Below are 19918 nucleotides of genomic sequence, written 5' to 3' on the forward strand. Positions count from 1 at the left end.
TGGGCCCGCCCGCGGTTCCGTCAGAACACATGCGTGTTCGGTCAGACCCTCGGGCGGTGCTGGGGTAGGGGACCCATTGGACAGGTGGGTCGCCCGGTGGTGAGGGCGGCAGGCCCGCGTCCCTGCGGGCCGCGGGGGAAGCGGACACCAAGGCTGCCTGAGACTGAATGCAACGTAAGTATATAATTGACAGCGAGGTATATTATCGTAAGGTGGGGGCAGCCTTGGTGGAAGGTGGCAGGAAATAGGAGGTCTTTCTTCGCATGTCTCGTTCAAAACGTCTCACAGATGCGGAGCGCATGGAGATCGTTCGCGAGGCTGCGGAAGGTGTATCGACATCCGTGTTGGCGGAGCGGTTTGGCGTGTCGCCCCGGGCGATCCAGTACACGCTCAAAGCCGATGCAGAGCGCCAGGCAGATGCCGCGATCCCGGTTTCAGCAGTCAGTGTGAAGGTCACCGCTGCGGAGCTTGAGGCGCTCGATGCGGTGTTGGCGAAGGCGGGGATCGAGAGCCGGGCCGAGGGGCTGCGGCGGCTCATTCAGGCGGCGGGCGGGGTGTTCGTTCCGGACGCGCAGATGGCAGTAGAGATGGCGCGATACAGGTCCTCTTTGCATGAGGTTGGCAATGGGGTCGCACAGATCGCCAAGCAGATGACGCGGGCCAATCGGATGGGGCAGGGGGCTGATGGTGGCACGCGTGCCGAGTTTTCTGAGCCGCGCCTTGCGCAGATGCGCGGGTTGGCGCGGTTCATCCTCGATTCCGCCGACGAGATCGATCTGCTCCTGCGGCGTCGGCGCGACGCGATGCAGCTCGAGGCCAGTGCCGCGCTGAGGGAGTTTGCCCATGCGGCTGAATGATGCGGTGGACGCGGTCACCGGCGAGGTCTTCCGGGACGGCTGGAGCCGGATCCGGGGCTCGATGCAGGGGCTGCATGTTGCCAAGCAGAGCCAGCTTGTGCGCGCGGCGGCAGGGCATCGGCCAGCCGTCTTCAAGGCGATCCGGGGCGGGGGCGCGCATACAAAGTCGCAGCTCACAAACCAGCTCGAGTACCTCACCACCAAGTCCACCCATATCGTGGACAGTAGCGGGTTCCTCGATGGCAAAGCGAAGCTCGAGGCGCGTGACATCAAGGATCTGACCGAGCGCTTTGCCAAGCGGTGGGATGCAGGCTTCAAACCCAAGCTGGGCCAGACCACCCACATGCTCATGTCCTTCCCCATCGGCACGCGGGGCGAGGATGTGCGTGACATCGCGACGGATGTGGCCGAGCGGTTCTTCCAGAGTGACGCGGGGCATTTCGACTACATCATCGCGGTGCATGAAGACCGCGATCACCCGCATGCGCATCTGGTGCTGAACCGCCGCTCGCAAGAAGGTGAGTTCTTTTTCCTCGGGCGCAACCATCGCTTCAACTATGACGATTTCCGCCTTGCCATGGTCGAGGAGGCGGAGAAGTACGGCGTGCGCCTGGAGGCCACGCGCCGCGTCGATCGCGGGGTTGTGCATTACCCCGCCCGGACCCGCGAGGTCTATGCTGCCAAGGAAGAGGGGCGCGCGCCCCGCGAGCGCGAACGAGTGGGGGCCGATCTGACCCGGACGCTCGCGGAGATTGCCAATACCAGAACTGTCTACCACTCGCTAGCCGCGGAGGCCTCCCGGGAAGCCCGGGAAGACATCGCCGCAGCCCTCTTCCGCGCGGGCGAGGTGCTGGCGCGGGGCGGGCAGGTGGACCGAACAGGAGATGTCTATATGGCCGAGGATCAAAGTTTCGAGGATCTGAGAAGCCTCTATGCGGAGAAGCTCGCGCGGGTTCAGGGCATGATCGCCGAAAAGCCTGACGCGGAACGTCCCGTCCTGGAAAAACGCCTCATCGAGATCCAGACGCAGGTCCAGCACATGCAGCCTCTCGGTTTGCGTTCGAGCACGCTGTCTGAGGTGCCGTCGGAGGGTGGGATCTATTCCGAGGCGAACATCGACACCAGTCAGCTGGACCGTCTGGCCGAGCCGGACTTGCGGTCGCGCATAGACACCGCCCTGCGCGGTACCGGGATCAGCACATCGGAAGTGGTGGCGCGGATCGAAACCAGGGCCTCGAGTACCGCGCTCGAACATCAATGGATCGCCGATGATCTCTCCAAGGTGGCCGAGGCGCGCGATCTGAACCTCGAACGCCGCGCCGATCTGGAACAGGCGCGCGACATTCTCAACGATGTGCATGTTAACCTCGGCACGCTTCTGGAACGGGAGAACGTGCTGCGCCGGGACGGTGTCGTGGAAGCGGAACCGGTCAGCGAGCGGTTCCATTATCAACGGGACGCGGTGCGGGAGATGGAAGGGACAATCCGTCAGGAGATGCGCGCCGAGGGTTTGACAACGCAGGAGATCGAGGACCGGGACTGGGAGGTGGCCTCAAAGGCGGAGCGCCGGATCGAAACAGAGCAGCGCGCGTATCTCGAGGTACATCCGGAGCTGCTCGCACGTCCTGGCGATGTGATCGACCGGTCCGAGCCCTACAGGGAGACCATCACCGATGCGGCCCGCGCCAGCGAGATCACCCGCGAGGTCGACCGGATCATGGAGGCACGCGACCTCCGCACGCCTGTTGCAGATGCGGTCGCGGATGACGTCTCGGAGCGCTATCCGGACATGCCGTCCCACCTCGCCCGCGGGCTCGGCGCGACCTATGCGGCCGTTGTGGAGATACGCAACACTGAGGCCATCAATCAGGTCCGCCGCGAAACCGAGATGCGCGACGGGCTCGGGTCTGGCACGCGCGACGCACTCCTCGCAGCCCGCGGTGAAACTGCGTCGCAGTCTGACCGTGCCGACCGCCTTGCAGACGAGATTAAGCGTGTTCTGGACCATGAGCGGGCGGGGGAGTTGTCCGCGCCCTTCGAGACCGAGGCGGAGCGGGACGCATTTCGCGACGAGATCGTGCGGGTGCTTGATAACCGTCAACTTGAGCGGCTCACATCCGGCGATGCCGATGCGCTGGAAAAGGTTCTCGAGGACCGCCTCGACCGGCTCTATGTCGCCAAGGTCTATCTGCAATCGGATGCCGCGACGGCCAACACGGAGGCCTTGCGCCAGGTGGTCGATGATCTTGCCGACGCCGAGTATGAAAAACACCGCGCGACAGACGTGGATGGCGAGACCGAGCGGGGCCAGATCCATTGAGCGCCGCCATGGGAAAGGCGCGGATCGCCACGGGCGTCCTGTTGGTGACGCTGGTGACCGGGGCCATGGGCTATACCATCGCCTCGGCGGTACTGACCTACCAGGATCTAGGCTTCGGGGCCGAGATCGACTTTGCCTATATCGCGCAGAACTATCTGGCGATCCTCGATCGCCGCCCCGAGGATGCCCAGCTGATCCACCTGATCATCGGCAGCTTCGCCGCCGCCGGCATGATGCTGAGCCTCGCCCTCTCGGGGTCCGCTCTGACACGCTTTGGCCAGACCCATTGGCAGACTGCGCGCGAGATGAAGGCCAACGGGTTTTTTGGCGCGCCCGGCACCGGCTTCATCCTCGGCAAGCTCGGTACTCCAAAATCCCGCGCGAAGTACATCTGCTCGAAGGTCTTTCCCCATGCGTTGATCGTGGCCCCCACCGGGCGCGGCAAGACCACGGGCTTCGTCATTCCGAACCTGCTGACCTGGCAGGGCTCCGCCGTGACGCTCGATGTGAAGGGCGAGTGTTTCGAGGCCACGGCTCGTCACCGCGCAGCACAAGGTGACAAGGTCTATCGCTTTGCCCCCACCGATTGGGAGGGCAAGCGCACGCATCGCTACAACCCGCTCCTGCGCATCTATCAACTGAAAGATCCCGCGCGCCAGCAGATGGAATTGCAGCTCCTGGCGACGCTCTTCCTGCAGAGCGACAACGACCGGGTGCAGGGCCTCCTCAAGGGCGGGATTGATCTCTTCGTGGCCGCAGGGCTTTTGGCGTTCCAGCGCAAGCGTCCGACTCTCGGCGAAATTTACCGCATCGCCGCCTCGGGCGGGAACAAGCAGAAAGAGTATTTCGCGCGGGGGCACGAGGTCGACAACAGGGCCGCCAAGCTGATCTTCACGCGGCTCGCGTCCACCAACAACGACACGCTGACCTCCTACGTCTCGCTCCTGATGACCTCGGGGCTCGACCAATGGCAGAATCCGGCGATCGATGAGGCAACGGCGGTGTCGGACTTTGATTTCCGGACGATCCGCAAGAAACCCTTTTCGGTCTATCTCGTGGTCCAGCCGCTGATGGTGAAGCCGCTGGCGCCGCTGATCCGGCTCTTCTTCTCCGATCTCCTCTCCGCCATGCAGGAAAAGGACCCAGGGCCGGATGAGCCCTGGCCCGTGATGATCATGCTCGATGAGTTCAATCGTTTGGGCAAGATGCCGATCGTGGTCGAAAGCATCGAGACACTGCGCACCTATCGCGGCCATCTGGCCGTGGTCACCCAAACCATCCCCGCCCTCGATGAAATCTACGGCGAGAACACCCGCCGCGCGCTGCAGGGCAATGCGGGCGTGAAGCTCTACCTGACGCCCTCGGACGAGAAGACGGTCGAGGAGCTGAGTAAGGCGGTCGGCAAGACCACGAAGACCGTCGTCACGCGATCCCAGTCTATCGGCAAGAACCCCTTCGAGGGCCGTAGCCAATCCACACGGACCGAGGAAAGCTCTTTGCTGCCCGAAGACGAGGCCCGCCGCCTGCCGCTCGACGAGATCGTCATGGTGATCGATGCCCAGATGCCGGTCCGGGCGAAGCGGATCCAGTACTTTGACGACCGGCTGTTCAAGGCGATCCACGCGGCGCAGTCGGGCGAGTTGCCGTTTCCGGAGCCGGGGGGAGGGGGGCCGCAGGGCAATCTGCCGCTGAGCATGCGCGCCATGCCGATGACACCGCCACCGGACGGGCCACGTGGATCTGAAGCCGATGTGGTGGCCGGACGCCAGGCCGCTGATGGCCAATCGTCAGAGCAAACCCATGTCGCCCCAAAGAAGACCGCGCCCGTCGTTCAAGCCGTTATCGCCGAGGAACAACGACAGATGGAAATGGATTTTGGGGGACAGGTTGCAGATGCCGAGACAGTGGGGGTGGATGAAGAGGCGCAGATGCGCTCTGCCGTTGATGGCTTGGACGATATGGAAGCGATGTTGCGAGAGGAAGGTGAAAAGCTGGGGTGGCGCTCATGACATATCTGTCATGCAGGATCGGCAGCATTCCAGACTTTCACTGCAAACGCAAAGCCATAGCCTCAGGCCGAAGAAAGCGGACTTTAGGCACGTACCCGCGCACGTTGCTGCATCCGCGCATAGAGCTCGACCTGGGCTTCATGTTCCAGCTCTACAACGATAGCATAGCGTTGCAGCACTTCTTGGTCTGATGCCCAACCACCAACACAACGCACCACAAGAAAATACTCATTTCCATACTGTGCTGTGTCCTGAGTGAACTTCACACTCGAGGTTTGGATCGTGTTCCGGTCTCGCCGTTTTGGCCCCGGCTCCAGCTTGCAATTGTATCGCCCGGCGATTTCAGCGGGCTCGGTATCTGCACCGGTATGGGACCTGAAGTGTTCAAAAACCTGGTTGGAGGGGCATCCGCGGATTAGTCGGTAATTCATCCTTGTGCCGATATACTCTGCGCGAGTGCGTTTCACAGGCGGATCGAAGGCCAGAGAAACATGAATCCGGCGCGCCCCGTTACCTTGAAAATCGCCCGGGATGGGCACTTGGTAGATCGCAAATTGGTCCATTCCGAGACTGTCTTCAGCGTAGAGGACAACTCGATGATCGTCTGAGTAGCTCGCTTTACCTGCATTCACGAGGCCATTGCCAAAAATCTGTTCTCGCTCGATATCGGCGATGCCGTCGAGTCGCCGCAGCGTCGCTTCAGGCACTTGTGCTGATCCAGCCATGAGCGCTTTGATGAGGTTGGCGGATGCATCTGGCAAAGCGCGAAGAATTTGCGCGGCTTTATGAGCAAGATGAGGACCGGCAAACGATGTCCCGGTTTTGCTCACAATAAGCTGCCGCTGGAAGTCTGCATGTGTTGTTAGAACACCAGCGTTGGGCAGGACAGGGGCACGTTGTAGTCGGCGCCCGACCGCGTCAAACACCAAAGTGCCACCATAATCGACAAAGTCTGGTTTTTTGATGCCACCGCCACCTGGTCCCACCCGGGAAAACGGTGACGGCTCATCTGGCTGTGTAATGGTCTGAATGTGAACGTCAAACTCATGTTCGGGACCAAGACCGCTGGAGTTTGCCAATGACCCAACGGTGACGGCATTGACTGCCCCGGCGGGCTCGCACACCCTGTTCGCGGTCTCTAGAAGATAACGCGGGTATTGAGTGACCCCCTGCTCGAGGGCGTTGCCGCCACGGGGATCCCGGTTTCCAGCGGAAACGATAATCATCACATCAAGTTCGCGGGCCAACTCGTCAAGCGTCGTAGCCCACGGGCCAACCCGGCCACGTTCGTACCTGGCCCGCACGTCACCCAGCGAAATGACGAAGAGACGGCAGCCATATGTATTCCGCAGCCGTTCAATTGTGGTCCGCATTTGCGTCGGTAGGGTCCGCCGGTCAAAAAACTGCCCCTGATCCGTGACGACTTTGGCCGAGACAATGCGCGCCGATGGTTGCAGCTCGGGCAAACCCAGCTGTAGTCGCAGATCGCCGAAACGTGCCATCCCTGCAACGGCAGTACCGTGGCCGAAGACGTCAGCTGTTCCGAGTGCGCTTTCTGGAAAACCTTCTTGGGCCACGATACCGCCTATGAGAAGCGGGTTGTCGTTCACGCCGCTATCAAGAATACCGATAATCGGTAATTCCTCTTCTTCGGCAGCAACCGGGGGCAGATCCCCGATGGCAAAGTCTTCGGGCGGCTCCATCACGATGTCTGGCTGGGGTGGAAAATCGACAAACGCAACTTGGGGAATTGCGAGGACAGGGCGAAGCGTTTGTCCGCGTGCTCGCACACGGGCAATTGTGATCGATGGTCCGGAGTAGAGATCGTATAGCTCGCCACCCTGTTCTTCGACCCAGGCTACAATCTCTTCGGCAAGCGTTCGGCGCGCCTGCGGCGGACCAAACTCCCAAAGTTCGATATCGACGACGTATTCGGTGTTATCCTGAAAGTCATCTGCTTCGATAAAGCCATCTTCCCGCGCACGAACTCCAATTCGGTCGCGCGGTGCAACAGTAGCAATATCACCGATCCGGTCGATGAAGCTGGCGTAGCGGCGATTGATTTGACCGTCTGGAATCGGGCCCTCATACTCGTTGAGACGGAAGCGAAAATCTTGCAGGTCATCTGTGGATGCAAAAAGCACAAGCGTGTTGTCGTCATCGGTTGACAGAACGGTCAAGCCGAGCCCCTCCCAATCCTCTTCCATGGTTGCCCCAGACATTTCAACACGCAGGATAAGGGCAGGGTCTACGAAACGAGGGGGGCGCTGCTGTGCACGCTGGTCCTGAACAGCTTGATCAATTTCTTGTCGGACACGTCCGCCCTGGCCGCCGCCGCGCGCGGGGGCAGGCGGGACCATACCATGTTTGCGGCGGTCAAAACTCTCTGGAAGACGCACCAAAGGCAGGTGTTGATGCTGGGGCAAATGTCATCTCACGCTTTGTGGGTTAATTTCCGGATGCGCATGCGACGACGATCGGCATATCGGATGGCTTCCCTAAAATGCTTCTTAGAAATGGTTTTTCGGCGGGCAAGTACCGCGAGCTTTTTGGCCTGATTGCAGATCTTTTCGAGCTCTGCATAGGAATAATCAGTGGTGCTCTGCACCATGTCCTCAATGTCGAAATCGAGAGTGACGTTTTTCATCGCATTGATGAGGTATTTCCGCGTCATGTTCTCATCGGGGTGATCAAACCAAACTACCTCGTCAAAGCGACGCCAGATCGCAGGATCGAGCTGGCCGTCCAAGTTTGTCGCTGCGATAAGAAAACCGCTTGGCTGAATTTGATCAATGAAAATCAGAAGTGAGTTGACGACGCGGCGCAACTCACTGTGGTCGTTTCCTTCTTCACGAGATCGGGCAAGCGCATCGAACTCATCGAAAAACAAGACACTGGGTTGCCTGCGAGCGAACTCAAACGTCTTGCGAATATTGGAAGCAGTCTCACCAAGAAAGGACGATATCAGGCGATCGAGTTTGACGTGAAAGAATGGCAGACCAAGCTGGCCAGCAAAAATCTCTGCACAGAGAGTTTTGCCGGTGCCGGGAGGGCCACAGAAGAGCAGCTTCGAGCGCACGGGCAGGCCGTTTCGTTTGATCATGTCGCTCTTGCGATATTCCTCGATCAAACCTGAAAAAAGGCTGACATTCTCAATGCTAAGCTGGATGTCCTCTGGAGAGAAGCGGGGTTCAACGCGCTGGATGAACTCGTTCGCGTCATCAGGGAAAGGGACAAGACGGCTAAACTCTTTCGGAGCGGTACTGCTGGACAATCCATCTAGGGCCTTGCGCAGCCCTCGCGCGAGAACCTTGTTATTCTTCTTCTCTTCTTCGGTGATGATTTGTTCGACAACGGCTCGGAACTCATCGTCCCGACCGTAATTCAGCAAAAGCTTCTTCATCAATTCGCCACGAGCCATTCGGCGCCCTCCTAGGCTCAAGATTAGCGAAAACCTACAGGGGAAACCACCAAATATTGCGCAGCAGAGTAGTCATTGTGTTCCTTGCTAGTCTCTAGTGGGGTCACCGGCGCCCCAACCTTCCAAGTCTGGCCAGCTGCGCCAGCATTTTTGACCCCGAGTTAGCGGATCCTGTTCCTCCTGCGGAACCCGTCTGCCCCATGCCTTGTCTCACGGGCATCTGCTGCACGCCGAAGAACTGCCGCGCCCTGAGGGCGGCGTATTCTGCGCCACTTGCCCCGCCGATCAGATAGCGATTGTAGGCCTGCTGGCTGCCCATTGCGGCGCGGGCAAAGCTGTAGCCGCCGCCGAGACCACCGGAGAGGGCGGGCATCATGATGTTTCCGGAGATCGCGCGGACGATGAAGGGCGTGGCAATGATGAAGCCCTTGGCCATGAGGACCATCATGAAGAAGGGGATGAGCGCGCCTATGTTTGAAGCCCCTTCCGGGTCGCCAAGCTCACCGATCAGAGCGGAAGAGACGCCAGTGATCGTTGCGAACACCCCTGCGACGACGATTGGGTAGAGTGCGAAGGAAACCAGTGCCGACAGCCAGCGTGCGAAGTAATCTTTAGTCACCTCGAAGAGGGTGAGGAAGATCATCACCGGCGCGATCCCGATTAGAAGTGCGATCATCAGGCGGGATGCCACAAGGATGAAGGCGGCCAGCCCGCCGAGTATCGAGAGCAAGAGGACCCCGACAATGTCGAGCATGGCGCCGGCCATCCAGTTCAACTCTGAACCTGCGGCATTCAAGTAGTCCCCCAACTCGGCGATCAAACGGTCGAATTCTTCGGCGAAAGTTCCAGAAGGGCCAGGAGTTCCACCGCCGACCGAAGCCACGAGCGCCCCCGCAATGCTGTCGATCCCGGCCAGGATGGCGGAGGAGAGGGCATTGAACTGCACCCAGTTGGTCGCGAATATCCCGATGAGCCCGATCTTGACCGCGAGCCAAAAGGCCGTGCGCCCGTCCATCGCCTTGTACTGGTAGATCATGTTCAGGAAGACGAGGATCACCACGAGTGTTGTTCCCAGTACCAGAAGTGTGCCCACCGTTGCCGCAACCGATCCGAACTGGGTTTCGGCGGCGGTGTCGAGATAGCCCTGGGAGGTTTCAACGAAATAGGTGACGACGCTCATGACGGGGCTGCCTTACCAATTGCCTGCGGTTTCGCAGATGGCTTTAGCCTCAAGGCGAACGTCGTTGGCGCGGCGGTTGTAGGCGTCGGATGCTTCCAGCATTTTCCAGCGTTCGTCACTCGCGTGCTGCTCATGAAACTCCGCCTCGGCCGCGTCCCAAAACGGGAACCGGATTTCGCAGGCGCAGTTGCCGATCTCGACGATGCGCTCGAGATTCTGGGCGCGGTAGATGTCTTGAACCAACACGCGCTGATAGGCTTGGCGCAGGGGGATCTCCTGCATCCACATGGGTTCAGCGGGCCGGTCTGGACAGACGTCGAAACTGCGCTCGAGGGTCGGCACGAGATTGCGCTCAGCGAAGCCGGGTGCCGACGTCAGGCCCAGAACCAGCGCAGTCAGTACAAGGGTACAGCCCGCCTGCCTCATGTCTTGGATCCGGCGGGTGTGGTCTCGCGCTTCAGGAAGACAGTGTGTCCCACGTTGGCGAATTCCGAGGAGCTGATCGACACGACCTCCCAGCCTTCTGCACCTTTGGCATTCAGGCTGGCCTGCATGTCAGCGAGGCTGGTCTTACGGGTCATGGGGAAACTAAGGATGTCATATTCAAAGGTCTTCATTGGGATGCTCCGATTTCGCTTGTGCCGGGGAGGTAGAATTCGGTGATACCGCGCCGGCCGTCATGACGACCGGCCTGGATGATCACGTCGATGGAGTTCTCGATGTACTGGATCATGTCCGCATAGGTCATCGGGATCTCGGTCTTGAGTGCGGCGATGGCCAGACGCTGCACGGCAAGTTGCGGGGTTTCTGCGTGCAGCGTGGTCATTGACCCGCCATGGCCAGTGTTGATCGCCTCGAGGAAGGTCATGGCCTCCTTGCCGCGCACCTCGCCCAGGATGATCCGGTCGGGGCGCATGCGCAACGTTGCGGTGAGCAGCACATCGGCGGTCTGGAACTCCGCATCGCGATTGGCGATGAGGGTCACGGCGTTGGGCTGGGTCGGCAGAAGCTCGGCGGCTTCCTCGATGGTGACGATGCGTTCCTCGGATGGCACGTGCGACAGGATCTTGCGCGCGGCCACGGTCTTGCCGGTGGAGGTGCCGCCCGAGACGATCATGTTGAGCTTGTTGTCGACGCAGAAGGCCAGCGCATCGTCGATCACGCCCGCGGCCACCACTTCGCGCAGTTCGTGGGTTTTCTCGAGGCGGAGTTCTTCAAGCTTGCGTTCCTTGCCGTAGAGGAAATCAAGCGCAATCCCGTCAAGCGGCAGGCTTGAGAAGAACCGAAGGCTGATCGACATGGCCGAGAGCACGGCAGGCGGGGTGATGACCTGTGCGCGGATCGGGCGCCCCTTGTAGGTGATCGAGACCGAGACGATCGGGCGGTCCTTGCTCAACGTTGTGTTGGCGGAGGAGGCGATCTGGTTGCCGAGGTCCTTCACGTCCGTCGCGGTCAGCGCCTGGTCCAGCTTTCGCATGAAATGATCGCCCTGGAATTCGCCCCAGCAGGAGCCGTCGGGGTTGATGCAGATCTCGATGACATCGTCGCGGGCGGCGGCTTCGATCCGGTCGAGGGAGGTTTCGAGATAGCTCAGCGACATGGGCTCAGAATATCTCCAGATCGCGGTCGACCATCACGGTGACGCGCGCGCCCTGGTCGACATAGATGACCGGGCCGATGGAGAGGTAGTCGCCGATCACGCTGTCCGTGGCATCGGCAAGATCATCGCCCACGTCTTCCAGCACATCCGCCGCGGACTCGTCCTGAACATTTGCGGCGGCAGCACTTGGGGCTGCGGAGATCAGCGAAATCAAAGCTGCCGACCCGAAGCGCTCATCAAAGCGCGTGTCGACAAAGCCGGTCACGCCGGAGCGGCCAAGTTCATCACCTCCGAAGGAACTGATCTGGATGGTTTGGTTGTCAGGCAGGATGATCCGGTCCCAGGCGATGGTGACCCGGCGCTGCGCGATATCGACGCCAGAGCGATAGCGACCGATCAGGCGGGAGCCTCGCGGGATCAAAAGGCGCGCGCCATCGAAACTGAACACGTCTTCGGAAACAACGGCCCGGGTCTGGCCGGGCAGGGAGCTGTCGAGGGCGGTTTCCATGACGGCCTGGATCATCGTGCCCTGGATGATTGTGTTGGACGGGTTGGCAATGACCTCAGCTTGCGTCACCGACGTGGGCAGCGCGCCGTTCAGCACGAAATCTGTAACCTCGCCAAAAGTCCGTTCGGTCAGAGCCGTCTCATTTGCGCCCGAGGTACCGCCAAAGGCGATGGTGGGCGACGCGATCCGGCGTTCCTGGAACGCCCGTTCCTCTGCGGCGCGGCGTTCCAGCTCGGCTATGCGCCGGGCTTCTTCCTCCCGACGCAGTCGCTCTTGCTCACGTGCGCGCAGCTCATCTTCCGTGGGGCCCGCTGGGGCGGGTTGGGGTCGGCTGGCCTCGAGTTGGGCCAGTTCCAGATCCATGCGGAGTTGGTCAAGGCTGCGATCCCGCGCCGTCAGTTCGTCCTGGAATCGTTGCTGTGCGGCTTCCGAGGCGGCTTGGAGCGCAGTGATCTGAGCGGTCAGCGCGTCGATCGCCTCTGCGGCGGCGGTGTCTTCCTCGACGACCGGCTCGGGGGCGTTGCGCAATTCCTCGATCTGATCCTGCAGCGCGGTGATCTGCGCCAAAAGCTCAGCATTGGGCTCGACCGGATCGGGTGCGACGAACACAACCTCGGGCTCGGGCGGGGGCAAGGTCTCGATGGCGCCGAACCCGTCGCCTTCGTTCTGGAACACGTCCGGCGTGGCCGTGGGAAGGGCTTCCTCTTCCTCGGGTTGGGACATGAGATAGAGCAACGCACCGCCCGCGCCGATCACGAGGACGACGACCAAAGCGAGCAGCGGTGAGCGCCGTGGGGCAGGGGGCGAACCAGCGCCCTTGCCTTGTTCTAGAGCAGCAAGGCGTTTCTCGAGGTCTGCGTTTCCAGTATCGCTCATGAGCCTACCCCCGCAGGTGGTGTGGCCTCGATGCAAACCACCTCCTCTCCGATCCGCAGCACCCATTGTCGGTTCACGCCTGAAACCCGGATCACGCCGTCCTCGGTGGCTTGCGTGTTGACCGTGCGCTCACGGCCATTGGCGTAGCGGAAGATCGCAGGCACCGGCGCGTTCCGCGGAAATTCGAAATACGTAAACGTCCCGTCATCCCAGACACGGGTCGGGGTGAACTCGGTCCGCGCGCTGGCACCGTAATTATAGTTCGGCGCTTGGGCCGCGATGGCACCTGTGGGGCGGCTGGTATCCTCGGGGTAACGGAACTGGACCACGTAAAAGGTCGGGCTGCGGGTCTCCTGGACGTTGAAATAATAGCTGCGCCGGTTGGTATAGACGGTCACGTTGGTATGGACGCCGCGCGCGACGGGCTTGATCGCGAAAGCCTGACCGCCGGGCACGCCGTCAATCTCGAAGCCCTCCGTGTCGCCAGCGATGATCGAACGGATGCTTTCACCCTCTCCAAACTCGACCGTGGTCACATGGGTGAGCGACACGCTGAGGCGGTAGACCTGACCCTCCTGGTAGGTGGCCAAGCGCACCCGGCTATCGTTGGGACCGCCACGCGGGATGGCTTCGGCGGAGGCAAGGCCGGGCAACAGGGCAATGACAAAAACAAGCGATCTTGTGAACAACAAACATGCGTTTCCGGAATGAGTTGCGTCGCCAATACCCTGCCGCGCTGCGCGCTCTCGGGACATTGGCGACAAGATACTTTGAAGTGAATTCCAGAAACGCATTAATTCTCCAATCTGTCGGAGCGGATGGAATATTCGAGGACCGTGAAGCCGAAGGGGTTGGTCCAGACCTCATCTATGGAGCGGCGGGTCTCGGGGCGGAACTCGAAGAGGAGGGTGGCGGTGAAAAGCCCGGTTTGGACGCCGTTGATAGATGTCAGGCGCTTGCGCAGGCGGACCGTCGCGCGGTTGGTTCCGATCCGGTTGATGCTGAGGATCTCCACGTCGAGCCGCGCATTGGGGCCATAGACCGTCGGCGGGTAGTTCTCATTGGCGCTGTTCCAGATCTGGCGCAGCCCGCTCTCGGCGGCCGCGTCCGACCGGCGCAGAACGCTGCGGATGCGCAGATCGTTGTCGAGCTGGTTATAGACCTCCCGGTCGGTCACATAGCGGAACACCTCCGCCTCGATGATCGCCTGGTTGGCGGTCACCGAGGAGGCGCCGACCGAGGCTTCTGGGAGTGCAAAGCCGGTGGCGGGATCATAGGGCACGACCACAGGCGGCGGATCGACATCGAGAATTGCGACAGTCGCCGCGCTCAGGCATCCGAGAATGCCGAAGATGAGCCCGATCAGCCCAAGGCGCTGCCAGAGCCGTTCGCGGCGCAGCGCACCATAGACCAGCTCTTCTTCGATGATTTCTTGTTCACTCGCCACCATTCATGCCCCCACGATTATTCGGCCCGAAGGTCCGGCAAGGTGAAATCCATGAAGCGCTGTTCTTCGGCGATTGTGGCGGCATCAATCACGCCGCCGGTGCCGTCACCCACGGTATGCACGGCCTCAAGCTGCCACATGGCGACGAGGGCAATTGCCAGTTCCGCCGTCACCCGCGTGTTGAGGTCGATACTTTCCTTCAGTTCGTCCATGTCATCGATCAGCCCGACCAACCGGTCGACGCGTTCCAGCGATTGGCCCGCGTCCTCGTAGCTGTTCTGGGCCGCGGCCGAGACGAGCGCGCCGGTTGTGGCCTGCGTCGCCACGCGGTTGGCCGCGGGATTTCCGCTGGTGGCCATTTCCGAGAGGGTCTCATCGTCAAATCCGAGATCGGCCAGTACCCGGTCCATCTGGGTTTCGATCTCGCCCGCACCGGAACCGGACAGACCGGAGAAATCCCCCGTCTTGATGGCCTCGATGGTGGCGAGGATATCGCCGAATTCCTGATCGAGCAGGCCGTTCAGCTCGTCCTCCATCTCGGTGCGGATAATCTCGGGAAGCTCGGCAAGGCGGGTAAGTGCTTCATAGGTTCTTTGCAGCTCCGCGAGTTGGTCCGTGAGTGTGGCAAGCTGTTCGCGGAGCTGCGTCAGCTGCTCGTTCTGCAGGATCTCGTCTTCGATCATCTGCCGGAGCTGCTGGATGTTTTGCGCGATGTTCTGGGTATCGACGACCGGCACGCCTTGCGCTGCGGCAGGGGAGAGGGTTGCGAGATGCAGGCAAGCCCCAAGCGTTGTGGCCAAGGCCATTCTCACGAGCAAATCTCTCATCAGTCTATCTCCCTGATCGTGAATTCCATGAAGGCGCCCTCGGCCATGCGGGCGCTGGCCTGTGCCAATTCCTCGGCCGAAAGCACGCGGGTCCGCGCCGCTTGAAGACGAATACGCGCGGCGACGAGACGCACGAGTTCGGCGCGGGCATAGGTGTTGAGCGCGACGCTTTCCTGCACGTCTTCCGTCTCAGAAATCCGCTCGACGATATCCGCAATGCGCAGGGCGGCCTGCCGGATCGCAGCGGGTGAGTTGTTGCCATAAAAGGCCGCCCCATGACCCGTGAGGGAGAGGTTTGCATTTGCCAGAAGCGCGGAGTCGATCGTACCGAGCGCTTCGATCCCGCCGATGCGGCCCAGATAGAGATTGTAGCGTTCGGGGATGACCTGAACGTAGTGCTGGGTCTCGCGGAAGGGTGGCACGCCCCCATATTCGAACACGCGACCGGGTCCGGCGTTGTAGGCCGCGAGGGCGTTGATGATATTGCCGTCAAAGGTGTTGAGCTGAGCCGCCAGATACCGCGCGCCGCCATGCACCTGCAGATAGGGGCTGTCATAATATTCAGGGTTGATCCCGAGATCGCTGGCTGTGCCCGGCATGATCTGCGTGAGGCCGAAGGCGCCGACCGGCGAGCGCGCGCCGATGGTGAAGCGGCTTTCCTGCCAGATGAGCGCCTGTAGGAGTGCGCGCCATTGAACGGGGGAGAGGCCCGCGCGGCCCACACCGGCAAACCCGCTGGTTTCCTGGGCGACGCGGATGATGAGTTGCTCGATGTTCTCGGCGGCGTCTCCGAACATCTGTGCGCCGCCGGGATTGGGGTCGATCTCGGCACTGCCATAGACCGCCTCGACAGAGCGGTCCGGATCGCCGCTGCCGTCCTCTAGCCCAGAGATCATCGCTGGTAGGCCCTGACCGCCGAAGCTTGTCTGGGCATCGAGGATGCGCTGCAGGGTTTCCAGCTGCTCCCGTTCGATCTCGGCAATGAGTTCGCGCACGGCAAGCTTGTCCGCCTGAACGGCCAAGTCAGCCTCGCGATCGCCAGTCTCGACGATGTCACGCGCGGTCAGCCCGCTGTCATTGGTCGGCACGCCTTGGGAAAGGGCGATGCCGGGCAGCAGGCAAAGCACGAGGATATGGGGCAGTTTAGACTTCAATGTCGCCCTCCGGCGCATCTAGAGGCGTAAAGGTGCAATCAGGCGCGATAGGTGCCGTGGACGCGAGGAATGTGAAGCAGTTCGCCTGCGGTTCCTGGTACTGGGCGCAGGAGGCCAAAGCGCCGAGCGCGGTGAGAAGGAACAGAGTACGAATCATGAAAGCCTCCAAAAGTCTGGGCGGTCGCGGTAATCGGCGCCGACCATCGCCTCGCCTTTTTCCATGCCGCCGAGGATGGTGAGATTGGGCCCGAGGGCGCTCAGATCGGCATCGACGACGATTGATCCCTGGTCGTCGCGGATGAGCGCAAGGCGGCTGTCGCTGCCGGTGTTGAGAAGCACATCGAGTTCCTTCTCATAGAGGTTCAGCATCGCGTAGTCGGCGGCATGGGCGCGGATGTTCGGGAGCAAGATCTGCGTCGGCACCGCCTCGACGATGGTCTTGCCGGTCCGGGTGCGTTCGAGCTGGCTCGCGTATTGCGTCATCATCACCGCGACGGTGTTCTGCTTGCGCGCGGTCACCAGCCAGTTCGACAGCCGCTCGGCGAAATACGCGTTATCGAGCGCCTTCCAGGCCTCGTCGATCACGATGATTGTGGGGCGACGATCCTCGATCTCGCGCTCGACCCGGCGGAAGAGATAGGATAGGACCGCCATCCGTTCCTTGTCGGCCTCGCTGTCGAGAATGCCAGTGAGATCGAAACCCACCACATCGCCTTCGAGCGAGAAGGTGTCTTCCAATGTCTGGCCGAATATCCAGCCGTAGCGGCCTTCTTCCGTCCATTCGAGCAGGCGCTGGTGAAGATCGCCGCCATCATCGGTGGACACAAAGAGCGATGCAAAATCCCGCCAGTTCCGCAGGGCCGGATTGGAGGCCTGCGCGTTCTGACGCACGACTTCTTGGATGCGGTTGGTCTGTGCCGGCGTCAGCGGCTTGTCTGCGCGATAGAGCAGGGTGGCGAGCCAGTCTGAAAGCCAGGCCGTGCCGCGCGCGTCGACCTCAGTCCAGAGCGGGTTTAGGCCGGTGGGTTGTCCGGCTTTCAAAGACGCGTAGCGCCCGCCATTGGCGCGGACCGCCATCTCCATACCGAGACGGTAGTCGAAGACGAAGATCCGCGCCCCTGCTCGACGGGCTTGCGTCATGAGGAAGGCCGAGAGCACCGATTTGCCTGAGCCGGGCCGCCCCATGATGAGCGTATGCCCACTGGTGGGTTCTTTGTCGGGCGAGCCTTGCTCGTGATAGGAAAACCGGTAGGCGCTCTGTTCGGGGGTCGGCAGATAGGTGATGACCCGGCCCCAGGGGGTTTTCGTGGCGGGTTTGCCGAGTTGGGTCCGGTGGAAGGCCGCGAAATCCGCGAAGTTGCGATTGGTGATGGCACTGGCGCGCACGCGCTTGGGCTGGTTGCCAGGATGCTGGCTGAGGTAATGCGCTTTGGCCGCGACGCGCTCGCCGATCATCTTCACGCCTTCGGCGGCGGCGGCGTTGACAATTTCGGCGCTGAGCGTCTGCAGTTCATCGATTGTATCGCAGAAGATCGTCACGATCATGTGGTGCTCGCCAAAGCTCTGGCGCTTGGCCTCGAGATCATCTGCGGCGATGTCGAGTGCTTCCATCAGCGAGAGCGCCGCATCTTGGCTGGCCTGCATCTGACGCTTTTGCCGCTTGATGCGGCCCGCCATGAGGTTCGAATTGATCGGCGTGAAGGAATGGGTGACGATCATGTCGACCGGCAAGTTCAGCATGTCGAACATGGTGCAGGAGGTGGCCTCGGAATATTCTCCGATGGTGAAGCTTTTCCCGAAGCGGTGCCCCACGACGCCCTCGGAAAGCTCGAAATGATCGCCCTGAAACGTCACTCGCGTGTTGGCCACGTTGAAGGACAGAAAGCCATAGGTATTGGCCGGATAAAGCGGCAGTTCCTGGCCGGTATTGAGCGCCCCCAGAAAGCCGATGAGTTCGCCACTTTCGGCCGTTAGTACGCGTGGGTTCAGCTCCGTTAGGCCCGACAAAAACACACTCACGGCCTCGCCCAGACGGCGCAGGCGCTTCTCGGTTGCTTCCTTGAGACGATCAGGCGCGCTGCGGTTCAGGAATGGCAGGACGCTTTTTTGAGGCGGACGATGGATGATCGTAAGGGTGAGCGTCTTGTCGCGCAGCCCGCTGGTCTCTAGCTTCTTGCGCCAGAGCCGGTCGACTTCTCCCGCGAAACTGTCCTCGCGCAGCGGCTCGAGGTCCGGCGTGATCGCCTTCGAGACTTTATGGACGTAATAGCTGAACTCCGGCCCCAATTGCGCAATGATCCGAGCAAAGAGCGCGGTCACCTTGTCGAGATAGGCGTCATCGGTCGTGTAGCTATTGACCCCGTCGAGCCGGATGCACTGGAAAAGCTCGTTGACCCGCGTCCGCACGGTCTGGTCATCAACTAAGCTCACATAGGGCAGCATGTGCGCGAGGCGGGTCTCGCGTGAATACCACTCCGGTGTCATCGTGCGGGGATCGAGCGCAGCATCACGGGGCATAGCTGTCCCCGCCGTGAATGCTGCGGTTCCGCGTGGGCGGGGTTTCCTGCAGCGCCGTCATCATCACGTCGATGAAGCGAGGATCCCAGTCTGCGGCCTTCCAAAGCACCGGGTAGAGCAGGGCCGCGACAGCCAGCACCGCGATATGCTGGACCCAGACGAAGAGAAGCACGGAGCCGAAGAGCCAGACCATCGCATACATGATGGGCAGGCCCAGGAGCTTGGGCGGGCGTACGAGGCCCAGAAAGAGAGGCGAGCGCTCAGCCACCGGCAAAGACCGCCGCAACGATGGTGGGGGCGGCGGCGACACCAGCGATGCCGACAAGCACCCAAAGCGCTTGTCGCAGGTCGATGATATTGAAGAACCAGCTCAAGAAAACGCCGAGGACCGCGAGTGTGGCGATGACGACGCCAAGCGGGCCGGTCAACGCATCGACGATACCTTGCAGCAGGCTCTGGATTGGGGAGAGGTCGATGCTTTGCGCCAGGGCCGGTTCTGCAATGAGCAGGAAGATCGCCAGCGCGGCGACGAAGAGGTTTGAAATCTGTTTCATGAATTTGATCCTTCCAATCGGGCCACGACAGTCATGACGCGGGCCACGTGGTTCTGGGTTTCTCGGTAGGGGGGAATGCCGCCGTACTGGCGGACCGCATCGGGTCCGGCGTTGTAGGCTGCAAGGGCAAGGCGTGGATCGCCGAACGTGTCCAACATCATCGCGAGGTAGCGGGCGGCCCCGTCGAGGTTCTGCAGCGGGTCGCGTGGGTCAACGCCGAGATCACGGGCAGTGGCGGGCATCAGCTGGCCAAGGCCAATGGCACCTGCACTTGAAATCGCATCCTGCCGGTAGGCGCTCTCAACCTCGATATTGGCCCGATAGAGAGCCAGCCAATCCGTCACGGAAAGCCCCGCGCGACGCAGGCCGGGATGGCCGGCATAGCGCAAAGCCGTGGTCTGAATCCCGGAGAGGACATCTGCGTGGGGCAGGGGAGTCGGGCGGGCAAGGGCCGCGACTTGGACGCCCTCTTGCTCGGCCTCTAACTCGCCGAAGATAGCGATCCCATCGTAGGCCGAACCCTGACCAATGCCGTCATTGTAGTTCCGGGCAAAACTGTTCTGAGACCGGGATGGGGTCAGAGAGCCGTCGCTCTCCATGACCAGGACCATTTGCGCTGAGGCTGGCGCGGCGACCAGCCAGAGACAG

19 protein-coding genes are annotated in these 19918 nt (G+C 61.3%); 3 read left to right on the top strand and 16 right to left on the bottom strand.

Annotation, left to right across the window (positions count from 1 at the left end):
• Positions 1-263 precede the first annotated feature (263 nt).
• The 3 genes from E1832_RS04715 to E1832_RS04725 are packed head-to-tail and all read left to right on the top strand — an operon-like array spanning position 264 to position 5186.
• Positions 264-857 (top strand): helix-turn-helix domain-containing protein, encoded by a 594-nt coding sequence (locus tag E1832_RS04715; protein ID WP_133358582.1) that lies wholly within the window; start codon positions 264-266, stop codon positions 855-857.
• Positions 844-3177, top strand: a complete 2334-nt coding sequence (locus E1832_RS04720) for a relaxase/mobilization nuclease domain-containing protein (RefSeq protein ID WP_133358583.1) — start codon at positions 844-846, stop codon at positions 3175-3177. The genes E1832_RS04715 and E1832_RS04720 overlap by 14 nt, the downstream gene beginning before the upstream one ends.
• A gap of 8 nt (positions 3178-3185) precedes the next feature.
• Entirely contained in the window at positions 3186-5186 is a 2001-nt protein-coding gene (locus tag E1832_RS04725; protein WP_133358602.1) for a type IV secretory system conjugative DNA transfer family protein, read from the top strand.
• Between the two features lie 83 nt (positions 5187-5269).
• Here the strand turns inward: E1832_RS04725 and E1832_RS04730 are convergent, their stop codons facing one another.
• From E1832_RS04730 to E1832_RS04800, 16 genes are all read right to left on the bottom strand, one after another.
• Positions 5270-7393 (bottom strand): S8 family peptidase, encoded by a 2124-nt coding sequence (locus tag E1832_RS04730; RefSeq protein ID WP_206021001.1) that lies wholly within the window; start codon positions 7391-7393, stop codon positions 5270-5272.
• A 227-nt stretch (positions 7394-7620) separates the two neighbouring features.
• A complete protein-coding gene (locus E1832_RS04735; protein ID WP_133358584.1) occupies positions 7621-8607 on the bottom strand; it encodes an AAA family ATPase in 987 nt (328 codons plus the stop codon).
• A gap of 103 nt (positions 8608-8710) precedes the next feature.
• Positions 8711-9787, bottom strand: a complete 1077-nt coding sequence (locus E1832_RS04740) for a TrbL/VirB6 family protein (protein ID WP_133358585.1) — start codon at positions 9785-9787, stop codon at positions 8711-8713.
• 12 nt (positions 9788-9799) lie between these two features.
• Complete coding sequence (locus tag E1832_RS04745) at positions 9800-10213, bottom strand: hypothetical protein (protein ID WP_133358586.1); 414 nt, start codon at positions 10211-10213, stop codon at positions 9800-9802.
• Positions 10210-10404, bottom strand: coding sequence for a DUF4177 domain-containing protein (locus tag E1832_RS04750; protein WP_133358587.1), 195 nt, complete (start codon positions 10402-10404; stop codon positions 10210-10212). The genes E1832_RS04745 and E1832_RS04750 overlap by 4 nt, the downstream gene beginning before the upstream one ends.
• On the bottom strand, positions 10401-11387 hold the full coding sequence (locus E1832_RS04755) for an ATPase, T2SS/T4P/T4SS family (protein WP_133358588.1): 987 nt from the start codon (positions 11385-11387) through the stop codon (positions 10401-10403). The genes E1832_RS04750 and E1832_RS04755 overlap by 4 nt, the downstream gene beginning before the upstream one ends.
• Before the next feature lie 4 nt (positions 11388-11391).
• Positions 11392-12771: a TraB/TrbI/VirB10 family type IV secretion system protein gene (locus E1832_RS04760; protein ID WP_133358589.1), complete on the bottom strand. Its 1380-nt coding sequence runs from the start codon at positions 12769-12771 to the stop codon at positions 11392-11394.
• Positions 12768-13463, bottom strand: a complete 696-nt coding sequence (locus E1832_RS04765) for a TrbG/VirB9 family P-type conjugative transfer protein (protein ID WP_133358604.1) — start codon at positions 13461-13463, stop codon at positions 12768-12770. The genes E1832_RS04760 and E1832_RS04765 overlap by 4 nt, the downstream gene beginning before the upstream one ends.
• Before the next feature lie 101 nt (positions 13464-13564).
• Complete coding sequence (locus E1832_RS04770; RefSeq protein ID WP_133358590.1) at positions 13565-14221, bottom strand: VirB8 family type IV secretion system protein; 657 nt, start codon at positions 14219-14221, stop codon at positions 13565-13567.
• A gap of 14 nt (positions 14222-14235) precedes the next feature.
• A complete protein-coding gene (locus tag E1832_RS04775) occupies positions 14236-15045 on the bottom strand; it encodes a type IV secretion system protein (RefSeq protein ID WP_133358591.1) in 810 nt (269 codons plus the stop codon).
• Complete coding sequence (locus E1832_RS04780) at positions 15045-16133, bottom strand: lytic transglycosylase domain-containing protein (RefSeq protein ID WP_133358605.1); 1089 nt, start codon at positions 16131-16133, stop codon at positions 15045-15047. The genes E1832_RS04775 and E1832_RS04780 overlap by 1 nt, the downstream gene beginning before the upstream one ends.
• A gap of 55 nt (positions 16134-16188) precedes the next feature.
• Positions 16189-16356, bottom strand: a complete 168-nt coding sequence (locus tag E1832_RS22415; RefSeq protein WP_165978795.1) for a hypothetical protein — start codon at positions 16354-16356, stop codon at positions 16189-16191.
• Positions 16353-18716, bottom strand: coding sequence for a VirB4 family type IV secretion/conjugal transfer ATPase (locus E1832_RS04785; protein WP_133358592.1), 2364 nt, complete (start codon positions 18714-18716; stop codon positions 16353-16355). Before E1832_RS04785 ends, E1832_RS22415 begins: the two co-directional genes overlap by 4 nt.
• On the bottom strand, positions 18706-18984 hold the full coding sequence (locus E1832_RS04790) for a VirB3 family type IV secretion system protein (RefSeq protein WP_009808059.1): 279 nt from the start codon (positions 18982-18984) through the stop codon (positions 18706-18708). Before E1832_RS04790 ends, E1832_RS04785 begins: the two co-directional genes overlap by 11 nt.
• Entirely contained in the window at positions 18977-19270 is a 294-nt protein-coding gene (locus E1832_RS04795) for a TrbC/VirB2 family type IV secretion system protein (protein ID WP_110281104.1), read from the bottom strand. Before E1832_RS04795 ends, E1832_RS04790 begins: the two co-directional genes overlap by 8 nt.
• Positions 19267-19881, bottom strand: coding sequence for a lytic transglycosylase domain-containing protein (locus E1832_RS04800; RefSeq protein ID WP_133358593.1), 615 nt, complete (start codon positions 19879-19881; stop codon positions 19267-19269). The genes E1832_RS04795 and E1832_RS04800 overlap by 4 nt, the downstream gene beginning before the upstream one ends.
• Positions 19882-19918 lie beyond the last annotated feature (37 nt).

The sequence above is a fragment of the Antarcticimicrobium luteum genome (genome assembly GCF_004358185.1).
Classification (GTDB): Bacteria; Pseudomonadota; Alphaproteobacteria; order Rhodobacterales; family Rhodobacteraceae; genus Antarcticimicrobium; species Antarcticimicrobium luteum.